We start from the raw sequence: 19,914 nt of genomic DNA, 5'->3' as shown, positions 1-19,914 counted from the left end.
GCAGTCGAGCCTCGGCAGCACGTCCCAGCTCGGCACCGAGGTGCTCAGGCGCGCGGTCGGCCCCGGGTACGCGACTCGCCGACCCCGCCCGTCGACCGCACCCCGGACGGCGCGGTGCAGCCGTTCCCGGGACTCGGCTTCCGGCACGCCGGACAAGTCCACCGACACCACCGACCCCGACAACCCGGGCCGTTCGCAGTCCTCCACGCGCAGCACCAGCCGCTCGCGCTGCGCACGAAGCACCCCGCACGCCCGCGTCCATGCCGTTGACCCAGTCGCTGCCCGGCACCACGTCCCACGCCTGAACCAGCACGCGGTACCGGCTTCCTCCAGTTCCCAGGCCACCACTCGGCCCAGGCGCGGTCGTCCTGCGAGACGAAGAAGTCCCACCCGGCGGCGACCGGAATTGTCGGTGGGGCGTGGCAGTCTCTACCGCGCGGGCAGGACCCCGGCGGGCGATCAGCGGAAAACCGGGTCACAAGCCGCCGGCACGCCCTTAGAATCGTCCCTCCCCCGTGACCTGACCGAGGTGAACTCCACTCCCATGGCACACACCTTCGGTGTCGACCTGCGCGGGATCATCGACCTGCTCAGCCACCACCTCTACAGCAGCCCGCGGGTGTACGCGCGCGAACTGCTGCAGAACGCGGTGGACGCGATCACCGCCCGCCGCGCGCTGCAACCGGACGCGCCGGGCGAGGTCGTGATCGAGCCGGTCGGGTCCCCCGGCGGCACCTTCCGCATCTCCGACACCGGCATCGGCCTCACCGAGCGCGAGGTGCACGACCTGCTGTCCACGCTCGGCCGCACGTCCAAGCGCGACGACCTCGGCTTCGCCCGCCAGGGCTTCCTCGGCCAGTTCGGCGTCGGTTTGCTGTCGGCGTTCCTGGTCGCCGACCGCATCCGGCTCGTCACGCGGTCCGTCCGGGGCGGCCCGGCGGTGCGCTGGACGGCCGACGCGGCGGGCAACTACGAGGTCGAAATGGACGATGACGCGCGCGCCGACGTCGGCACCACCATCGAGCTGGTGCCGCACCGCGACTCGGAGCACTGGCTCGAGCACGACGTGGTCAAGGCACTGGTCACCGAGTACGGCGAGCTGCTGCCGGTCACGGTGAGGGTCGGCGACGAGGTCGTCACGCACGGCGAGCTGCCGTGGGTGGAGGACGCGTTGTCCTACGGCGAGCGCGTGCTGGGCGTGCGGCCGTTCGACGCGATCGCAGTGGAGGTGCCGACGGTCGGCCTGCGCGGCGTCGCGTACGTGCTGCCGCGCGGCGTGCACCCCGGCGCCCGCCAGTCGCACCGCGTGTACCTGAAGCGGATGCTCGTCGGTGACGCCATCGAGGGCCTGCTCCCGGAGTGGGCGTACTTCGTGCGCTGCGTGGTCGACTCGACGTCGTTGCGGCCCACCGCGAGCCGTGAGTCGCTCTACCAGGACGAGACGCTGCTGGCCGTGCGGGAGGAGCTGGGTCGCCAGGTCCGCGACTGGCTGGTCCGGCTCGACGCGACCGACCCCGAGCGCACCCGTGCCCTGCTCGACGCCCACCACCTGGGCATCAAGTCCCTGGCCCGGGTCGACGACGAGATGCTGCGGCTGGTCGAGCGGTGGCTGCCGTTCGAGACCACCGACGGCCCGCAGTCGCTGCGCCAGTTCCGCCGCAAGCACGGCGTCATCGCGCACGTGCCGGACGTGGACGAGTTCCGCCAGCTCGCGCCGGTCGCGCACGCCCAGGGCATGGGCCTGGTCAACGCGGGCTACGCCTACGACGCGGAGATCATGGAGCGGCTGGTCGCGCTGGACGGGCCCGCCGCCGCGCGCCGCGTCGCGCCGAGCGAGGTGCTGGCCGCGTTGGGCGACCCGGACCCGGAGCTGGAGCGCGCGTTGCGCGAGCGGTTCACCACGGCCAAGGAGGTGCTGGAGCGGCACGACTGCGAGGCCGTGCCGCGTGACTTCGACCCGGGCTCGCTGCCCGCGCTGCTGGTCACCAACGTCGAGGCCGAGCGCAGGCGCGACGCCCAGCAGGTCGGTGAGCAGGCCGACCCGCTGTGGGCGGAACTGCTGGGCAGCCTGGTCGAGTCGACGTCGGACGCGGCGCAGCGGCTCGTGCTCAACTGCCGCAACCCGCTGGTGCGGCGGCTCGCGCAACTGACCGACCCGGCGCTGGTGGAGCTGACCGTGGAGTCGCTGTACGTGCACGCCTTGCTGCAGGCACGACGTCCGATGCGCCCGAAGGACACCGCGGCGCTGAACCGTTCGTTCCTGGAACTGCTGGACCGCGCTGTGGGGGATCACCCGTGAACGAGGACAAGGAAGCCGCCGAACGGCAGTTCGTCGAGGCATACCACATGCCGGAGGGCATGCCCCGGCACGAGGCGCTGGAGCGCGCGGCCCGTGCCGCCGACGCCCTCGACCACCTGCCGCTCGCGGTGAGCTGCCGGATCGCGTTGATCCGCTCCGCCTACGACCTGGGCCGCTACGACCTGATGCTGGCCCCGTTCGCGTGGTGCGGCGCGGCCGAGCAGCGCGACCCCACCGCGTTCGACGAGTGGGAGACGCACAGCTACGACTGGGCGCACAAGTGGATCGTCAGCGGCCTGATCGCGGATCCGCGGTTCACGCTGGAGCAGATCGGCTCGTTCGTGGACCAGCTCGCCGAGCGCTACCAGCGGCTCGGGTACTCGATGCAGCCGGTGCACGGCGCGCGGGCCGACCTCGCCGCGCACGTCGGCGACGACGAGGCGTACCGGGAGCACTTCGCGCGTTACCTGGCGATGGACCGCGGCCCGATGAGCGACTGCGAGGCGTGCGTCGTCGAGGAGCAGGCCGGTCACCTGATCCGGCAGGGCAGGCACGCCGAGGCCGTCGCGCACGCCGAGCACCAGTTGGCGCAGGACACCGGCTGCGCGACCCAGCCGCAGGGCATCCTGACCACGCTGACGCCCGCGTTCGTGGCGCTGGGCGACGTGGACCGGGCGCGGGAGGCGCACGTGGTGGCGTACCGGCTGGTGCGCGACGACCTGGTCGGCGGCTACCTGGACGACCACCTGGAGTTCTGCGCGACGTCGGGCAACGTGCGCCGCGGCGTGGAGCTGCTGCGCGGCCACCTGCACCGGGTGCACCACTCGACCAGCCCGTCCCGGGCGATGCACTTCGCGGCGGGGGCGGCGCTGCTGCTCAGCCGCGTGTCTCCGGACGAGGAGTTCGCCGTGCCGCGTGACGGGCGGACGACCGTGCTGTCCGCGCCGGAGCTGAGGGAGCTGTTGGAGTCGCAGGCGTTGGAGCTCGCGTCCCGGTTCGACCGGCGCAACGGCAGTGACGCGGTGAGCACCCGGATCCGGGCGACGTTGGCCGCGCCGGACACGATCCCCGTGCCGCTGGCCGTGCCGGTCGCGGCCGCTCCCCCGCCGGTCGTGGAGGAGGAGCCGGTGTCGGTCGGCGACCCGGTCGAGCTGGCGCAGCGGCTGTGCGAGGCGTTCGACAGCGGCGAGTTCATCGTCGGCATGCGGCTGCTGCGGTCGTTGCCGCCGGACATGGACCCGTTGCTGCCCGAGGCGTTGGGCGCGATGGTCGCGGCGCGGCGGGCGATCGTGGGCGGGCATTCGCGGCCGAAGGAAGAGGTGCTGGCCGAGCTGGACGCGGCGATCGAGCGGCTGGAGGCGTGCGGCGAGCACGACCTGGCCAACCGGTACCGGGCGCGGGGTGCGGGGCTGCGCGCGGAGGACAGCGGGCCGGCGGAGTCCACGGCGATCGCGCGCACCTGCCTGGCCGAGGCGGACGCGACCGGCACCCCGTACACGCGGGTGCTGGTGAGGGTGTTGCTGGCGGACCTGCTGGCGGACGCGGACGAGGTCGACGAGCAGGGCGCGTTGACCGAGGAGGCGCTGGAGCTGGCCCGCGCGGAGGTGCCGGAGCTGGTGTCGCGGACGCGCTGCGACCGTGCCCAGTACCTGGCCACCACCGGTCGGCTGGACGAGGCCCACGCCGAGGTGGTGGACGTCCTGTCGGACGGGCCGTCCGCGTCGGTGCGGTTCGACGCGTTGCGGCTGCTGCTGAAGATCCAGACCGTGCGCGGGGACGAGCAGGCGGTGCGGACGGCCGCGGAGTTCGTGTCCGCGTTCGGCACGCCGCGCGGCCCGTGGACCGCCGAGGCGCACCGGCAGCGGGTGGCGTCGATCGAACGGCTCGGCGCGGAGGCCGAGCACCTGGCGGAGCTGCGTGACGCGGTGACCGCCGGGCACGAAGTCGGTGTGCCGGACGACGTGGCCAAGGCGTGCTACGCGCTGGCCGGCGGCTACCTCAAGGCGGGCCGTTTCGTCGAGGCCGCCGAAGCCCTGGAGGAAGCCGTCCGCGTGATCGAGGGCGGCGAGGTCGACCCGGACGTCGTCGTCCCCGTCCGCTACCGCCTGGGTCAGGTGTGCGCGCGGCTGGACGAGACCGAAGCCGCCCGCCGCCACCTGGAAGTGGCCCTGGGCCTGGTCCCGGCCGACGAGCCGTGGCGACGCGCCATGGTGCTGGACGTCCTGGCCGGCGTCCTGCGCCGCCTCGACCTGCCGCTGGAGGCCGCCTCCGCTTACCAGGGCGCGGCCGCCGCGTGGCAGGAGGTCGACGAACCGGCCGAAGCCGCCGGCTCCCTGGTCGAAGCCGCCGCCGCCCTGCCGAACGACGAAGCCGCCGAGTGCGCCACCACCCTGACCGCCGCGGAAGCCCTGCTGCCGGCCGTGGCCGACCCGGACCACCGCACCCACCTCACCGCCAGGATCGCCGCGATCCGCGCGTTCCTGCACATCCAGGCGGGCGACCACGCGGCCGCCATCGAGCAGAACGGCATCGCCGAGGAACTGGCCGCCCAACTGGGCGACCAGGACTGGCAAACGTTCCTCGTGGTCCGCGGCGCGCGCTTCCTGCTGGACTCGGGCGACCCTGCCAACGCCGAAGCCGAAGCGCGTCGCGCCGGCGGCTTGGTCAACGACGAAACCCCACCACAGATCCTCGGCGACCTGGCCAACGTCCTCGAGGAATCCCTCCGCACCCAATCCAAACCCACCGCGAGCGACCCACTGCTCCGCACCCTCAACCACCAACTGGAAGCCTGACCTGGGCGGCGTGCCGACCAGAAAACCAAAGGTCAGCACGCCATCCAGCCACCTCGACCACTGTCAACCTTGATCACCACATCGAGCGAATGCGCACCCGACCCAGAACCAAAACCAACTTCGCGCGTCGCCTAGAACAAGCAAGGAGGCCGGCTCAGGCACCAACCCCACCGGCCCTCACCGGCCCGGCCCCCAGCCACGGCCCTCAACGACCAGCCCTCAGCCGCCGGCAACTCAGCCACCCGACCTCAGCGGCCAACCGCCAGCAGACCCACTACGCAGCCACCGACACCCGCCATCACCAGCCAACCCAACAACCGCCCGGCCCAACAGCCACCCAGCCCCGCCGCTGGCGCACCGCCCAGCCCTCGCCGCCGGCCGCCACCGCCCAGCCCCGCCGCCCGCAGCCACCGAGCCCTGAGCCCTGAGCCCTGAGCCCTGAGCCCTGAGCCACGCTCGCAGAACTGCCGCCACAGAGCCGCCGCCCTACCCCGGCACAAGCCGCGCCCGCCCCCGCACCGCCATCAGCCGCTCGACCCCGCCGCCGGCCAAGCAGCCCGTCAAGCCCGCTGGGCCCGAGCCGAAGCGTAAAGACACACCGCCGCCGCGGTCGCCAGGTTGAGGCTCTCGGCCCCGCCGTAGATCGGCACCTTCAACGCCGCGTCCAACCCGGCCACCACCTCGTCCGGCAGCCCGTGCGCCTCGCTGCCGAACACCCACCCGGTCGGCACCGCGAGATCCCCGCGCAGGTCGGCCGTCACCAGGTCCTCGGGCGCGTACCCGTCCGCCGCGACCAGCCGCAGCCCCGCGTCCCGGCACGCCGCGAACGCCTCGCCCGCGTCCCGCACCCTGGCGATCGGCAGGTGGAACACGCTGCCCGTGGACGCGCGCACGCACTTGCCGTTGTGCGGGTCGACCGTGTCGCCCGCGAAGATCACCGCGTCGGCACCGGCCGCGTCCGCCACGCGCACCACCGTGCCCGCGTTGCCGGGGTCGGCCACGCCGTGCAGCACGGCCACCAGCCGCACGCCCGGCGCGAGGGCCGTCGCCAGCGGCACGTCGACCAGCGAGCACACGGCGACCAGGCCCTGCGGCGTCACGGTCTCCGACAGCGCCGCGGCGGCCTTCTCGGTCACGGTGCTGATCGGCACGCCCGCGTCCACGGCCGCGCGCACCAGTTCACGGTGGCGGGTGGTGGCGTCGGTGGTGAGGAAGAGTTCGTGCACCCGGCCGCGGCCGGCGGCGGCCCAGGCCAGGGCCTCGCGCACGGCCTGCGCGCCCTCGGCCAGGAAGCGCTCGGCGCGGTCGCGGCCGGAGCGCCTGGTCAGCCGCCTAGCGGCAACGACCCGGGGAGTCCGTTCGGTGAACGGAGCTTCCCCGGGTCGTGGTGCGCGATTGTCCGCGCTCAGGCCTTGTCCTCGACGGGCGCGTTGACGTCGCTCGGCAGGGCGGCGCGAGCAGCCTCGACCAGCGCGGTGAACGCGCCGGGGTCGCTGACGGCCAGCTCGGCGAGGATCTTGCGGTCGACCTCGATGCCGGCGAGCCGCAGGCCCTGGATGAAGCGGTTGTACGTCATGCCGTTGGCGCGGACACCGGCGTTGATGCGCTGGATCCACAGCTTCCGGAAATCACCCTTGCGGGCGCGGCGGTCCCGGTAGGCGTAGTTGAGCGAGTGGAGCACCTGCTCCTTGGCCTTGCGGTACAGCCTCGAACGCTGGCCGCGGTAGCCGCTGGCGAGCTCAAGGGTGGTACGGCGCTTCTTCTGGGCGTTCACTGCCCTTTTGACGCGTGCCACGGGTCCATCCTGTCGATCTCGTGGGGCCGGTGGGGGCCGGCCCCGGTGTTCAAGGGGGTGAAGGTCTTAAGGCCTCAGAGGCCGAGCAGCTTCTTCAGCCGCGGCACGTCGTTCTTCGCGACCTCGGTCGTGCCGGAGAGGCGGCGCGTCAGCTTGCTGGACTTCTTCTCCAGCAGGTGGCGCTTGCCGGCCTTCTCGCGGACGAGCTTGCCGCTGCCGGTGACCTTCACGCGCTTGGAGGTCCCGCTGTGGCTCTTGTTCTTGGGCATTTCCGTCCTCAGTCTCGTGCAGCCACCGGGGTTGGGGGCGGCCATGCTTGCTCCCGGCCCGGAGGCCGGGAGATCACTCCTCGACAGACTCCGAGTCCGACTCAGCCGGCGCCTCGTCGGCGCTGTCGTGCTTGATCGGTCGGGTCTTCGTGGTCTTGTGCGGGGCCAGCACCATGATCATGTTGCGGCCGTCCTGCTTCGGGTTGGACTCGACGAACCCCAGCTCCGCGACGTCCTCGGCGAGCCTCTGCAGCAGGCGGTAACCCAGCTCCGGCCGGGACTGCTCACGGCCCCGGAACATGATGGTCACCTTGACCTTGTTCCCGTGCGACAGGAAGCGGGCGACGTGGCCCTTCTTCGTCTGGTAGTCGTGCGGGTCGATCTTCGGCCGGAGCTTCTGCTCCTTGATGACCGTCAACTGCTGGTTGCGGCGAGACTCGCGGGCCTTCTGCGCGCTCTCGTACTTGAACTTGCCGTAGTCCATGAGCTTGCAGACCGGCGGCCGAGCCTGCGCGGCGACCTCGACGAGGTCGAGATCCGATTCCTGGGCGAGTCGGAGCGCGTCCTCGATGCGAACGATCCCGACCTGCTCGCCGTTCGGCCCGACCAGACGAACCTCGGGCACGCGGATGCGGTCGTTGATGCGCGGCTCGGTGCTCGCGGGAGCACCTCGGTTCGAGGGACTTGTCATTCACGTCCTTTGTGACTCGTTGTGCGCCAAAGACAAGAGGCCCCACACCTGCCCGGTGTGAGGCCCGCTTCCGACCGATCGCACAACGAAGGGCGCAGTCCACCCCTCGAGGGACCGGACCCGGCCACCTGCTCGAAGCGGCAGACTCGGGTGGGAGCGGGGCTCCACTTGCCGTCCCCACTGGTGCGGGGACTGGTCGCGCGGAGAATAGTAGCAGACGGCCTTGTCAACCCCCGAATCGGCGACCGGTCCGGTGTGGTTGCGAGAATGGCTCCCGTGACCGACCTGCCTTCGAACAACGTCCGCGACCTGTCCGATGTTCCCAGCGTCGAGGTGATCAGCAAGGCGGCGATCATGCTGCTCTCGTCTGCCGCCGAACGCTTGGGCCTGGCCGACGAGGACCCCGAGCACAGCCCCCGCCGCGACCTCGACGAGGCGCGCCGCCTGATCACCGCGCTGGCCGGCCTGGTCACCGCGTCGGCCGAGTACCTGGGCCCGCACGCCGGGCCGCTGCGCGAGGGGTTGCAGTCGGTGCAACGGGCGTTCCGCGAGGCGTCGGCGTACCCGGACGAGCCGGGCCAGGGGCCGGGCGAGAAGTACACCGGCCCCGTGTACTGAGCGTTGAACTCGGGGGTCCTGAACGTAGGACTCTCGCGTTCTGAACGTAGGACTCTCGCGTTCTGGGCGTAGGACACGCGCGGGGGGAAGCGGGGGTCCGAAGGGTCGGGGCGAGGGGTGGGGGCGTTCGGCTCGCGGGCGTGCCAGGGTCGGAGGTGTTCGCGCGAACTCCCTGGTCCTTCGACCCTGCACGAGGAGAACCCGACATGGGAGAGTTCCGCGCGCCCTGGATCAGATCAAGCCGAACGGTCGGTGTCGGCGTGGCGGCGGTGGTGGCGGCGGCGTTGGCCGTGGCACCCGCCCAGGCCGCTCCGGAGGGGGTGATCCGTGACGCCGGCAGCCCCACGGCCATCACGGACAGTTATATCGTGGTGCTGAAGGACGGCGTCGGTGCGGACGCCGTCGCCGCGAAGGTCGACGCCCGCGTCACGCACCGCTACCGGGCTGCGTTGCACGGTTTCGCCGCGACGATGTCCGAGCGGGCGGCCAAGCGGTTGGCGGCCGACCCGGCGGTGGCGTTCGTGAGCCAGGACCAGCGGGTCCAGGCGCTGGCCGACCAGGTGAACCCGCCGTCGTGGGGCCTGGACCGCGTCGACCAGCGGGACCTGCCGCTGAACGCCCGGTACGGCTACGCGACCACGGCGGGCAACGTGCACGCCTACATCATCGACACCGGCATCCGGACCACGCACGCGGACTTCGGCGGTCGGGCCAGCTTCGACGCCAACACCACCGGTGACGGCAACAACACCGACTGCAACGGTCACGGCACGCACGTGGCCGGCACGGTCGGTGGCGCGGCGCACGGCGTGGCGAAGGGCGTCCGGCTGCACGCGGTGAAGGTGCTGTCGTGCTCGGGCTCGGGCACGATCGCGGGCGTCGTGGCCGGCGTGGACTGGGTCACGGCGAACGCGCAGAAGCCGGCGGTGGCGAACATGAGCCTCGGCGGCGGCGCGAACGACGCGCTGGACGCGGCGGTGCGCCGGTCGATCGGGTCGGGCGTCACGTACGCCGTCGCGTCGGGCAACTCCAACGCCGACGCGTGCGGCTTCTCCCCCGCCCGGGTGGCGGAGGCGATCACGGTCAACGCGACCGACAGCGGTGACGGCCGGGCGTCGTTCTCGAACTGGGGCACGTGCACGGACGTGTTCGCGCCCGGTGTGGGCATCACGTCGGCGTGGAACACCGGCGACACCGCCACGAACTCGATCAGCGGGACGTCGATGGCGTCGCCGCACGTGGCGGGCGCCGCGGCGCTGGTGCTGGCGGGCAGCCCGGGCGCGTCGCCGCAGCAGGTGCGCGACGCGCTGGTGTCGGCGGCGACGCCGAACAAGGTGGGCAACCCGGGTTCGGGTTCGCCGAACGCGCTGCTGTTCACCAACGCCGGTCCGCCGCCGCAGCCGGGTGCGGACACGCTGGTGCGGGGCGAGAGCCTGCAAGCGGGGCAGAGCAAGGTGTCGCAGGACGGCCGGTTCACGCTGGTCATGCAGGGTGACGGCAACCTGGTGCTGTACACGGCGGCGGGTCAGGCGCTGTGGCACACGAACACCTGGGGCACCGGTGCGACCTACGCCATCCTCCAGCAGGACGGCAACCTGGTGGTCTACACGGCCGCCGGTGTGGCGAAGTGGCACACGAACACGTGGGGCACGGCGGCTGACCGGCTGATCGTGCAGAACGACTCGAACCTGGTGCTCTACGGCCCGAGCGGCCAGGTCTTCTGGCACCGCCTGGCGTGACGGCCGGTCGCGGCGAGGTCAGGGCCGGACGCCGCTGGACCGCAGCCTGCGGGCGGCCAACGCCCTGATGATCTCCGGGTCCTGGCGCCGCCAGCCCTCCACGGGGTCGCCGGGGAAGGTCGCGAGGTCGTGCAGGGACAGCGTGTTCAGCGCGTGCAGCGCGAGCAGGTCGAGGCGGCCCTGGTCGCGCAGCCGCCGGGCCACGCCGGCGCGGCGGGCGAACCGCAGCCGCAGCGGCAGCCACGTGATCAGCAGGAACGCCAGCGGCACGGCGATCAGCGCGATGGTGAGCCACAGCGCGGTGGTCTCGACCGCCTGGACCTGGGCCTGCCCGGCGTCGGTCAGGGTGCCGCCCGCGGACCGGCCGCGTTCCAGCGCGTCGGCGAGCTTCCCGCCGACCAGCGGCACGTCGCGGGCCCTGGCGGCGGCGTCGCCGAAGGTGTCGGTGAGGCTCTGCCCGGCGTGGGACAGGCCGTCGCCGGGTGCGCGCAGGGCGCGGACCGCGTCGCCCACCGCCGTGGCGACCTTCACCCAGGTCCACGTCCAGGCGACGGCGAGCAGGTCGGCGAGGACTTGCCACACCAGCCGGGGCGGTCGATCCGCGTACCACTTCATGAGGTGTGGTCTTACCACCTCGACGTTACCGGTGGCCGACGTGACGGTCGTCGCGTCGCGCGCGTGAGCCGTCCTCGCCTCGGGTGGCACTACTGTCGAAGCGTGGGGATGACGTTCGGTGAGCTGCTCCGCGCGCACCGGTTGCGGGTCCGGTTGACGCAGGAGGAGCTGGCGGAGGGTTCCGGGGTCAGCGTGCGGGCGATCAGCGACATGGAGCGCGGTCGCGCGAAGGGGCCCCAGCGGCGCACGGTGGAGGCGCTGGCGGGTGTGCTGTCGTTGGCGGAGCAGGAGATCCGCGAGTTGTTGGACGCGGCCAAGCAGGGTCGGGCGCGGCGGGTTCCGTCGCCCGCGACGCCGTCGGCGTTGCCGCCGGACGTGGCCGACCTGACCGGTCGCGAGGGTGAGCTGGCCGCGTTGGAGGCGGTGGCGGAGCGGACGCGGACGACGTCGTTGGTGGTGGTGCACGGTCCGCCGGGTGCGGGGAAGACGGCGTTGGCGGTGCGGGCGGCGTACCGGTTGGCGTCTCGTTTCGCGGACGGGTGCTTCTTCTTCAACCTGCGCGGGATGGACGTGCGGCCGGTGCACCCGTCGGAGGTGGTGCACCGGATGTTGTCGGCGTTGGGGGTGCCGGAGAAGGAGATCCCGGCGGGCGAGGCGGAGCGCTCGGACCTGTACCGGGCGCTGTTGCGCGCGCGGTCGACGTTGTTGGTGCTGGACAACGCGTCGGACGAGGCGCAGGTGCGGCCGTTGTTGGCGACGGGGTCGGGATCGTTGGTGGTGGTGACGTCGCGGTTGGTGCTGGGCGGGTTGGAGGCGGGCCTGCGGTTGGGGTTGGACGTGCTGGACCCGGGTGAGTCGTTCGAGCTGCTGGGCGCGATCGCGGGGCGGGCGCGGGTGGGCGCGGAGCCGGTGGCGGCGGCGCGGGTGGCGAAGCTGTGCGGGCACCTGCCGCTGGCGTTGCGGATCGCGGGCAACCGGTTGGCGAGCCGTCCGAAGTGGACGATCGGGCACCTGGCCGGGCAGCTGGTGGACGAACGGCGGCGGTTGTCCGCGTTGACGGCGGGTGACCTGCGGGTGCGCACGGCGTTCGAGATGTCGTACCGGCAGCTGGGTGCGAAGGCGGCGGTGTTGTTCCGGCGGTTGTCGCTGGTGCCGGGGGCGGATTTCGGGCCGGACGTGGCCGCGGTGCTGGCCGACACCGACCGGTTCGCGGCCGAGGACACGTTGGAGGAGCTGGTGGACATGAGCCTGCTGGACACCGCGGAGGTGCCCGGCCGGTACGTGTTCCACGACCTGATCCGGGTGTTCGCCGGTGAGCGGTTGGCCGACGAGGAGCCCGCGCCGGTGGTGGGGCAGGCGCGGCGGCGGGTGGTGGACTGGTTGTTGGGCACGGCGGTGGCGGCGGCCGGGTTCTTCGGGCCGGACGCGCGCAGCACGCCGTCGGGGCCGTTGAGCAGCCAGGAGGACGCGGACGCGTGGCTGACCGCGGAGGCCGGGAACTGGTTGGGCGCGATGCGGTGGGCGGCCGCCGACGGGTCGCAGGCGGAGGTGTTGCGGCTGGCGACGGCGATGCACTGGTACTCCGACCAGCGGGGGCGGGCCGAGACGTGGGTGGAGGTGTTCACCGCGGGGGTGGCGGCGGCGCGGGCGTTGGGCAGCGTGCGCGACGAGGCCGTGCAGCTGAACTTCCTGACGTGGACGTTGTCGGTGTTGATGCGCCGGTACGCGGAGGCGTTGGCGTTGCACGAGCAGGCGTGGCGGGCGTCGGTGGCCGCGGGTGACGTGACGGAGCAGGGTTGGGCGCTGCACTACCGGTCGGTGTCGGAGTTGCGGACGGGGCGGTTGGAGGAGGCGCAGGTCAGCGCGCGGCGGGCGCAGGAGCTGTTCCGGCGGGCCGGGTACCCGTTGGGTGAGCAGATCTCGTTGTCGTGCCTGGCGCTGGTGCTGGACGGGTTGGCACGGTACGAGGACGCGGTGCGGGTGCACCGGGAGCTGCTGGCGAACGTGCGGTCGGGGAGGTTGGAGCTGGCGCCGGTGATGGCGACCGAGATGTCGGCGACGTTGCTGGTGCGCACGGCGGACAGCCTGGGCCGGTTGGCGCGGTGGCCGGAGGTGCTGTCGGCGGCGGACGAGGCGTTGGAGCTGTTGCGGGTGACGACGGCGCCGTCGAGCCTGTGCGACGCGCTGTACCTGCGGGGGTTGGCGTTGCACCGGCTGGGTGATCCGGTGGCGGCGCGGGCGGAGCTGGTGCGGGCGGCGGCGGTGGCCGAGGAGCACCGGCACCCCCGGCTGGCGGTGGTGCTGGGCGCGTTGGCCGAGGTCCACGAGGCCCTGGGCGACCCGGTCGAGGCTGGGGTGTCCCGCGACCGGGCCGCGGCCGTGGAGTCAGCCGATCGGTGATGCGTTCCTAGCCATCGCCGGGTCCTTCCCTACGTGCTGCTTTCGGGGGTGGTCCCAGTCAATCGCCCGCGCGCGCCCGACACCACGCAGAACAACCGGCAGAAGTACGCGCGTCGCCCGTTCGTGGTCCTGCCGGTCGGGTGTGCGGCGGTCAGTCGACGACGGCGAGGGCGTCGATCTCGACCAGCAGCTTGTCGGGCAGGCCGACGTAGACGGTGGTGCGGGCGGGGAACGGGGTCTCGGTGACGAACTCGCCGTAGGCGGCGTTCATCTCGGCGAAGTGGGCGGTGTCGGTGAGGTAGACGCGCAGCATCACGACGTCGGCGAGGGACGCGCCGCCCGCCGCGAGCACGGCGATGACGTTGCGCATCGCCTGCCGGGTCTGCTCGGCCACGGTGTCGCCGACGATGTCGCCGGTGGCCGGGTCGAACGCGACCTGGCCCGCCACCTGGAGCACGGGGCCCTTGCGGACGCCCTGGGAGAACGCGGCCACGGGGGTGGGCGCGTCGGCGGTCCTGATCTCGGTCTTCGCCATGGGGTGTGCGTTTCCTCTCTGGTGGTTCTTCAGTCGCGCGGCGTCCAGCCGCACTCGACGGAGGCGGCCCGCGCGGTGGCGAGCAGGTCGGGCAGGTGGCCGAGCAGGCCGTCGTAGTCGAGCAGGACCTTGGGCACGGACATCGACACGGCGGCGACGGTCTCGCCGCGCGCCCCGCGGATGGGTGCGGCGATGCAGTGGATGAAGTCCTCGTGCTCGGCGTTGTCGACGGCGTACCCGGCGGAACGGACGCGGTCGAGCTCGGCCAGGTACGCCTCGGGGGTGGTGATGGTGTTCGCGGTGAGCGGCACGTAGTCGATGGTCTTGGCGACCTCGCGGCGGCGTGGTTCGGGCAGGTCGGACAGCAGCACCTTGGCCACGGCGGTGCAGTGCAGCGGGGCGCGTCTGCCGATGCGCGAGTACATCCGCATGGGGTGGGTGCTGTCGTACTTGTCGATGTAGATGACCTCGCCGTCCTCGTAGGACGCGAGGTGGACGGTGTAGCCGGTGCGGGCGTTGAGGTCGCGCAGGGCGGTCTCGGCGCTGCGCCGCACGTCGCGTTCTTCCAGGGCCCGGTTGGCCAGGTCGAACAGCGCGGTGCCGAGCCGGTAGTGGTGCACGCCCTCGCGTTGCACGAACCGGTGGGACTCCAGGGTGCGCAGCAGCCTCATGGTGGTCGACTTGTGCACCTCGATGACGCCGGACAGCTCCTCCAGCGTCTTCGGCCCGGTGGCCAGTTCACCCACCAGGGTCAGCGCCCGGTCCAGGCTTTGGCTCATCGACGTCTCCTCAGGTGTGCGGCGGCCCACGTGCGGGAGTCGGCGTCCAGCAGTGGCGCGGTCACCGCGGGCGGCAGCGGTTCGCCGACATCCTCCCTGGTGAGCAGCGCGGAGGCGGCTTGGAGGTGCCCGGCGCGCAGCCGGCGCGCCGGTGGCTGCCGGGCGAGGTGGGCGGCGAGGTAGCCGGCGGCGAACGCGTCGCCCGCGCCGACGGGTTCCACCACGTCCACGCGCAGTCCCGGCTGGAACGTCGTCCGGCCGTCTTCGACCACGGTCGCGCCGCGTGCGCCGTGCTTGACCACGAGCGTGGTGGGGCCGGGCAGCAGGGCCCGCAGGTCGGCCGGGTCGCCGACGCCCCACACGGCGTGGGCCTCGTCGGAGCCGGCGAGCACGACGTCGGCGGCGTCGGCGAGGTCGCGCAGCACGGACGGGTCGCGGTCGCGCCACAGCGCGGGCCGCCAGTTGAGGTCGAACGACACGGGGGTGGTGCGGGGTCGGCGCAGCACGGCGCGCAGCAGGTCGAGGCAGCTGTCCGACAGCGCGGCCGTGATGCCGCTGACGTGCAGGAGGGCCACGTCGTCCCAACGCAGCCGGTCCAGCGCGTCGGGGCCCATCGCGGACGCCGCCGAGCCGCGCCGGTAGTAGCGCACGGGGCTGCCGGCGGCGTCGGCTTCCTTGACGTAGAGGCCGGTGGGCCGGTCGGGGTCGACGCGCACGCCGGTGACGTCCACGCCCGCGCCGCCGACCGCGTCGAGGATCGCGCCGCCGAACGCGTCGTCGCCCACCGCGCTCACCCAGCGGCTGCGCACGCCGAGCCGGGCGAGGTGGATGGCCACGTTGGACTCGGCGCCGCCGATCGCCCTGGTCCACGTACGGGCCGCGCGCACCGGGCCGGGTTCGGCGGGCACGAGCACGGCCATGGTCTCGCCGAGGCACACCACGTCACCCGGCAGGTCGAACCGCATCGGGACTCCTCGCTCGACGGTGTCGCTCGGTGGACGGGGTGCGCCGGGGTGGGCTGATTGACGGCTGGGCCACCGAATGTTACACACTCCAGCATCACATCGCGCAATAGCCGTTGCGTTATATGCAACGTGAGGAGCGAGAACGTGGACCTCGACGCTGTGGCCGCCATCCGCGACGAGCGGGTCGACTGGCGGTTCAAGGGCCTGCCGTCCGACGTGTTCGGCGCGACGATCGGCGACGTGGCCGGCCGACGGCTCGACCTGTTCGCCGACGGGTTCGTCGGCCCGCTGGTCGTGCTGGACGCCGCCGCGCTGGAGCACAACCTCGCCACCATGGCCCGCTGGTGCGCCGACCGGGGCGTGCTGCTGGCCCCGCACGGCAAGACGACCATGGCCCCTCAGCTGTTCGCCCGCCAGTTGGCGCACGGCGCGTGGGGCATCACCGCGGCCAACACCAGCCAACTGCGGGTCTACCGGGCGTTCGGGGTGAGCCGGGTGCTGCTGGCCAACCAGCTCGTGGACCCGGCCGGGCTGCGGTGGCTGGCGGGGGAACTGGCCGCCGACGAGGGGTTCGAGTTCACCTGTTGGGTGGATTCCGTCGCGGGCGTGGCGCGGATGACCGAGGCCCTGGGCGCGGTCGAACGGCCGGTCGACGTGCTGGTCGAGCTGGGTGCGCACGGTGGGCGGACCGGGGCGCGGGACCGGGCCACGGCGGTGGAGGTGGCCCGTGCCGCGGCCGCGAGCCCCGCGCTGCGACTGGTCGGCGTCGGCGGTTACGAGGGCGCGCTGGCGCACGACGCCTCACCCGGAGCGCGGTCCGTCGTGGACGGCTACCTGGCCTCCCTGAGGGAGTTGGCGATCGGGCTGCGGGAGCTGTTCGACGTGGACGAGCCGATCGTCACCGCGGGCGGCAGCGCGTACTTCGACCAGGTGGCGGCGGCGCTGACCGAACCGTGGCCGTTCCCGGTGCGGCCGGTGCTGCGCAGCGGCGCGTACATCACCCACGACGACGGGTTCTACCGCGGCATCTCGCCGTTGGGCCGCACGCCCGGCGCGCAACCGTTCCGCAGCGCGCTGCGCGCCTGGGCGCAGGTCACCTCCAAGCCGCAGCCGGACCTCGCGCTGCTGACGCTGGGCAAGCGTGACGCGTCGTTCGACGAAGGGCTGCCCGAGCCGCAGGTCGTGCGCGGCCGTGACGGCGTGGAGCGGCCGTTCGCCGCCGAGGTCACCGCGCTCAACGACCAGCACGCGTTCGTGCGGCTGTCCGGCGACGACGTGGAGGTCGGCGACTGGGTCGGCCTCGGCCTGTCCCACCCCTGCACGGTGTTCGACAAGTGGCCGCTCATCCCGGTGGTCGAGGGCACCACCGTGGTCGACCTGATCCGCACCTACTTCTGAGAGGGGCAGCGGCGTGGACATCGTCTTCAGGGGCGCACGGGTCGTGGACGGCACGGGCGCGCCCGCCTACCGCGCCGACGTGGGCGTGCGCGACGGGCGCGTCGCCGAGATCGGCGACCGGGTCGACGGCCGCCGGGTGGTCGAGGCCGACGGCCGCGTCCTCGCGCCCGGCTTCATCGACATGCACTCCCACTCCGACCTCCAGGTGCTCGCCAACCCCGACCACCTGGCCAAGGTGTCCCAGGGCGTCACCACCGAGGTCCTGGGCCAGGACGGGCTGTCCTACGCGCCCGTGGACGACGATGTGCTCGCCGTGCTGCGCGCCCAGCTCGCCGGGTGGAACGACGACCCGCCCGGCTTCGACTGGGACTGGCGCTCGGTCGGCGAGTACCTCGACCGCCTCGACCGGGGCATCGCGGTCAACGCCGCCTACCTCGTGCCGCAGGGCACGCTGCGGATGCTGTGCGTCGGCTACGACGACCGGCCCGCCACCGACGCCGAGCTGGACCGGATGCGGGACCTGCTGGCCCGGTCGTTGCGCGAGGGCGCGATGGGCATGTCGTCCGGCCTGACCTACACCCCCGGCATGTACGCCGACACCGCCGAGCTGACCGAGCTGTGCCGGGTGGTCGGCGAGCTGGGCGGGTTCTACAGCCCGCACCACCGCAGCTACGGCGCGGGCGCGCTGGAGGCGTACGCGGAGATGGTGCGCGTGTCGCGCGACTCCGGCTGCCCGCTGCACCTCGCGCACGCCACGATGAACTTCGAAATCAACCGGGGTCGGGCGGGCGAGCTGCTGGACCTGCTCGACCGGGCCGTCGCCGACGGCGCCGACATCACCCTCGACACCTACCCGTACCTGCCCGGCGCGACCTACCTGTCGGCGCTGCTGCCGAGCTGGGCGGGCGAGGGCGGCCCGGAGGCGACGCTGGCCCGGCTCGCCGACCCGGCCACCCGCGAGCGGATCCGGGTCGAGATCGAACAGACCGGCTCCGACGGCTGCCACGGCGTGCCGGTCGACTGGGACGCCATCGAGGTCAACGGCGTGCGCGACGCCCGCAACGCCCACCTGGTCGGCCTCTCGGTCGCCGAGTCGGCGCGACGCGCCGGGCGCCCGCCCGCCGAGCTGTACTTCGACGTTCTGCTGTCCGAGCGACTGGGTACCTCGTGCCTCATGCACGTCGGCCACGAGGACAACGTCCGCGCGATCATGCGGCACCCCGCCCACACCGGCGGCAGCGACGGCCTGCTCGTCGGCGACCGGCCCCACCCCCGCGCGTGGGGCACGTTCCCCCGCTACCTCGCCCGGTACGTGCGCGAGCTGGGCGTGCTGAGCCTGGAGGAGTGCGTCGCCCACCTGACCGGGCGGGCCGCGCGGCGGCTGCGGCTGGCCGACCGCGGCCTCGTGCGCGAGGGCCACGCCGCCGACCTCGTCCTCTTCGACCCCGACGCGGTCGCCGACACCGCGACCTTCGAGCAGCCCCGGCAGGCCGCCGCGGGCATCACCCACGTCCTGGTCAACGGCGTCGCCGTGCTCGACGACGGCCGGCGCACCGACGCCCTGCCCGGCCGTGCCCTGCGAAACCCCGGGAGCCGCACGTGATCGACTGGTTGCAGCACACCACCGGAGGTCTGCTGACCCTGTCCGCGCTCAGCATCGCCCTCCTCCTGGCGATGATCATCAGGTGGAAGGTCGAGCCGTTCATCGCACTGCTCGTCGTCGGCCTGCTCGTGGCGCTGGCCGCGGGCCTGCCGGTGGAGACGCTGGTCGGCTCGGCGCAGAAGGCGTCGGAGTCCCTGGTGGAGAAGGGCTTCGGCAGCATCCTCGGCCACGTCGCCGCGATCATCGGCCTGGGCACGCTGCTCGGCTCGATCCTGGAAGCCTCCGGCGGCGCGGAGGTGCTCACCCGGTCGCTGCTGCGGGCGTTCGGCGAGAACCGCGCGCCGCTGGCCATGGGCCTGGCCGGGTTGATCTTCGGCGTGCCGGTGTTCTTCGACATCGGCATCTTCGTGCTCGCGCCCCTGGTGTACGTGGCCGCGAAGCGCAGCGGCCGGTCGATCGTGCTGTACGCGATGCCGCTGTTGGCCGGCCTGTCGGTGATGCACGCGTTCATGCCGCCGCACCCCGGCCCGGTCGCGGCGGCCGGGATGCTCGGCGTCGAGCTCGGCTGGATCATCATCATGGCGCTGGCCGTGGCGCTGCCGTCGTGGTTCATCGGCGGCGTGCTGTTCTCCGCGTGGATCGGCAAGCGGCTGCACGTGCCCGTGCCGGAGGAGATGCTGGCCGCGGCCGAGAAGATGCGCGGCGAGCAGACCAAGGGCGAGCCGCCGCTGTCGCTGGTGCTGGGCATCATCGCGGTGCCGCTGGTGCTGATCCTGGCCGGCACGTTCGGCAGCATCCTGCTGCCCAAGGGTTCCACCGTGCTCGGCGTGTTCACGTTCTTCGGCACGCCCGCGGTGGCGTTGACCATCGCGGTGCTGCTGGCGTTCTGGCTGCTGGGTTTCCGCCGGGGCATGACCCGCGAGCAGGTCACCGAGCTGTCCGCCGCGTCGCTGCGGCCGGTGGCGATGATCCTGCTGGTCGTCGGCGCGGGCGGGTTCTTCGGCGCGGTGCTCTCCGCGACCGGCGTCGGCAAGGTGCTGGCCACGTCCCTGGCCGACGTCGGGCTGCCGGTGATCGCGCTGTCGTACGTGATCAGCTGCGGGATGCGCATCGCGCAGGGCTCGGCCACCGTCGCGATCGTGACCACGACCGGCATCGTCGTGCCCGTCGTGGCCGACCTGCACTACTCGCAGCCGCAGCTCGCGCTGATCGTCATGGCCATCGCCGCCGGCTCGATCATCGCCTCCCACGTCAACGACGGCGGGTTCTGGATCGTGTCGCGCTACTTCGGCCTGTCGGTCAAGGAAACGCTCCAGACGTGGACCGTGCTGGAGACCATCCTGTCCGTGGTCGGCTTCGCCGTGGCCGCGCTGCTCAGCCTGGTGGTGTAGGGCGGGCAGGCGGGTGCCCCTC

At 72.8% G+C, this 19,914-nt stretch carries 16 protein-coding genes; 8 read left to right on the top strand and 8 right to left on the bottom strand.

Going from position 1 to position 19,914, the window contains the following annotated elements; genetic code table 11:
* Positions 1 to 544 precede the first annotated feature (544 nt).
* The gene (locus tag LZG04_RS04680) at positions 545 to 2,299 is read left to right on the top strand and encodes an HSP90 family protein (protein ID WP_233813440.1); all 1,755 of its coding nucleotides are present in this window, start codon (positions 545 to 547) and stop codon (positions 2,297 to 2,299) included.
* Positions 2,296 to 5,094 carry a hypothetical protein gene (locus tag LZG04_RS04675; RefSeq protein WP_233813438.1) on the top strand — a complete coding sequence of 933 codons (2,799 nt, stop codon included), beginning with the start codon at positions 2,296 to 2,298 and terminating at the stop codon, positions 5,092 to 5,094. The genes LZG04_RS04680 and LZG04_RS04675 overlap by 4 nt, the downstream gene beginning before the upstream one ends.
* A gap of 560 nt (positions 5,095 to 5,654) precedes the next feature.
* Here the strand turns inward: LZG04_RS04675 and LZG04_RS04670 are convergent.
* The 4 genes from LZG04_RS04670 to infC all read right to left on the bottom strand — a co-directional run bounded on the left by LZG04_RS04670 (position 5,655) and on the right by infC (position 7,849).
* Entirely contained in the window at positions 5,655 to 6,503 is an 849-nt protein-coding gene (locus tag LZG04_RS04670) for an RNA methyltransferase (protein WP_233813535.1), read from the bottom strand.
* Positions 6,500 to 6,889, bottom strand: a complete 390-nt coding sequence (rplT, locus tag LZG04_RS04665; RefSeq protein ID WP_073892005.1) for a 50S ribosomal protein L20 — start codon at positions 6,887 to 6,889, stop codon at positions 6,500 to 6,502. The genes LZG04_RS04670 and rplT overlap by 4 nt, the downstream gene beginning before the upstream one ends.
* A gap of 74 nt (positions 6,890 to 6,963) precedes the next feature.
* The gene (gene rpmI, locus LZG04_RS04660; RefSeq protein ID WP_053722438.1) at positions 6,964 to 7,158 is read right to left on the bottom strand and encodes a 50S ribosomal protein L35; all 195 of its coding nucleotides are present in this window, start codon (positions 7,156 to 7,158) and stop codon (positions 6,964 to 6,966) included.
* A 73-nt stretch (positions 7,159 to 7,231) separates the two neighbouring features.
* Positions 7,232 to 7,849 (bottom strand): translation initiation factor IF-3, encoded by a 618-nt coding sequence (gene infC, locus LZG04_RS04655; RefSeq protein ID WP_233813435.1) that lies wholly within the window; start codon positions 7,847 to 7,849, stop codon positions 7,232 to 7,234.
* 267 nt (positions 7,850 to 8,116) lie between these two features.
* Here infC and LZG04_RS04650 point away from each other — a divergent pair, with 267 nt between their 5' ends.
* Both LZG04_RS04650 and LZG04_RS04645 read left to right on the top strand, forming a co-directional pair.
* Positions 8,117 to 8,467 carry a DUF1844 domain-containing protein gene (locus tag LZG04_RS04650; protein ID WP_053722440.1) on the top strand — a complete coding sequence of 117 codons (351 nt, stop codon included), beginning with the start codon at positions 8,117 to 8,119 and terminating at the stop codon, positions 8,465 to 8,467.
* Positions 8,468 to 8,673: 206 nt separating this feature from the next.
* On the top strand, positions 8,674 to 10,206 hold the full coding sequence (locus tag LZG04_RS04645) for a S8 family serine peptidase (RefSeq protein WP_233813433.1): 1,533 nt from the start codon (positions 8,674 to 8,676) through the stop codon (positions 10,204 to 10,206).
* Between the two features lie 18 nt (positions 10,207 to 10,224).
* Here LZG04_RS04645 and LZG04_RS04640 read toward each other — a convergent pair whose 3' ends face one another.
* Entirely contained in the window at positions 10,225 to 10,821 is a 597-nt protein-coding gene (locus tag LZG04_RS04640; RefSeq protein ID WP_233813430.1) for a hypothetical protein, read from the bottom strand.
* Positions 10,822 to 10,929: 108 nt separating this feature from the next.
* Between LZG04_RS04640 and LZG04_RS04635 the strand changes: the two genes are divergently transcribed.
* On the top strand, positions 10,930 to 13,221 hold the full coding sequence (locus tag LZG04_RS04635) for an NB-ARC domain-containing protein (RefSeq protein WP_233813533.1): 2,292 nt from the start codon (positions 10,930 to 10,932) through the stop codon (positions 13,219 to 13,221).
* 151 nt (positions 13,222 to 13,372) lie between these two features.
* On the opposite strand, the gene LZG04_RS04630 is transcribed toward LZG04_RS04635, so the two are convergent.
* Genes LZG04_RS04630 through LZG04_RS04620 form a run of 3 tightly spaced genes read right to left on the bottom strand, consistent with a single transcriptional unit; the run spans position 13,373 to position 15,500 of the window.
* Positions 13,373 to 13,756, bottom strand: coding sequence for a RidA family protein (locus LZG04_RS04630; protein ID WP_233813428.1), 384 nt, complete (start codon positions 13,754 to 13,756; stop codon positions 13,373 to 13,375).
* Between the two features lie 29 nt (positions 13,757 to 13,785).
* Positions 13,786 to 14,535, bottom strand: coding sequence for an IclR family transcriptional regulator (locus LZG04_RS04625; RefSeq protein WP_233813426.1), 750 nt, complete (start codon positions 14,533 to 14,535; stop codon positions 13,786 to 13,788).
* On the bottom strand, positions 14,532 to 15,500 hold the full coding sequence (locus tag LZG04_RS04620; protein ID WP_233813424.1) for a sugar kinase: 969 nt from the start codon (positions 15,498 to 15,500) through the stop codon (positions 14,532 to 14,534). Before LZG04_RS04620 ends, LZG04_RS04625 begins: the two co-directional genes overlap by 4 nt.
* Before the next feature lie 129 nt (positions 15,501 to 15,629).
* Between LZG04_RS04620 and LZG04_RS04615 the strand changes: the two genes are divergently transcribed.
* Genes LZG04_RS04615 through LZG04_RS04605 form a run of 3 tightly spaced genes read left to right on the top strand, consistent with a single transcriptional unit; the run spans position 15,630 to position 19,892 of the window.
* Positions 15,630 to 16,898 (top strand): amino acid deaminase, encoded by a 1,269-nt coding sequence (locus tag LZG04_RS04615; RefSeq protein ID WP_374202787.1) that lies wholly within the window; start codon positions 15,630 to 15,632, stop codon positions 16,896 to 16,898.
* A 13-nt stretch (positions 16,899 to 16,911) separates the two neighbouring features.
* Positions 16,912 to 18,501: an amidohydrolase family protein gene (locus LZG04_RS04610; protein WP_233813420.1), complete on the top strand. Its 1,590-nt coding sequence runs from the start codon at positions 16,912 to 16,914 to the stop codon at positions 18,499 to 18,501.
* Positions 18,498 to 19,892, top strand: a complete 1,395-nt coding sequence (locus LZG04_RS04605; protein WP_233813418.1) for a GntP family permease — start codon at positions 18,498 to 18,500, stop codon at positions 19,890 to 19,892. Before LZG04_RS04610 ends, LZG04_RS04605 begins: the two co-directional genes overlap by 4 nt.
* Positions 19,893 to 19,914 lie beyond the last annotated feature (22 nt).

It is taken from the genome of Saccharothrix sp. S26 (assembly GCF_021390395.1).
Lineage (GTDB): Bacteria > Actinomycetota > Actinomycetes > Mycobacteriales > Pseudonocardiaceae > Actinosynnema.
This window is presented reverse-complemented; position numbering and strand designations above follow the sequence as displayed.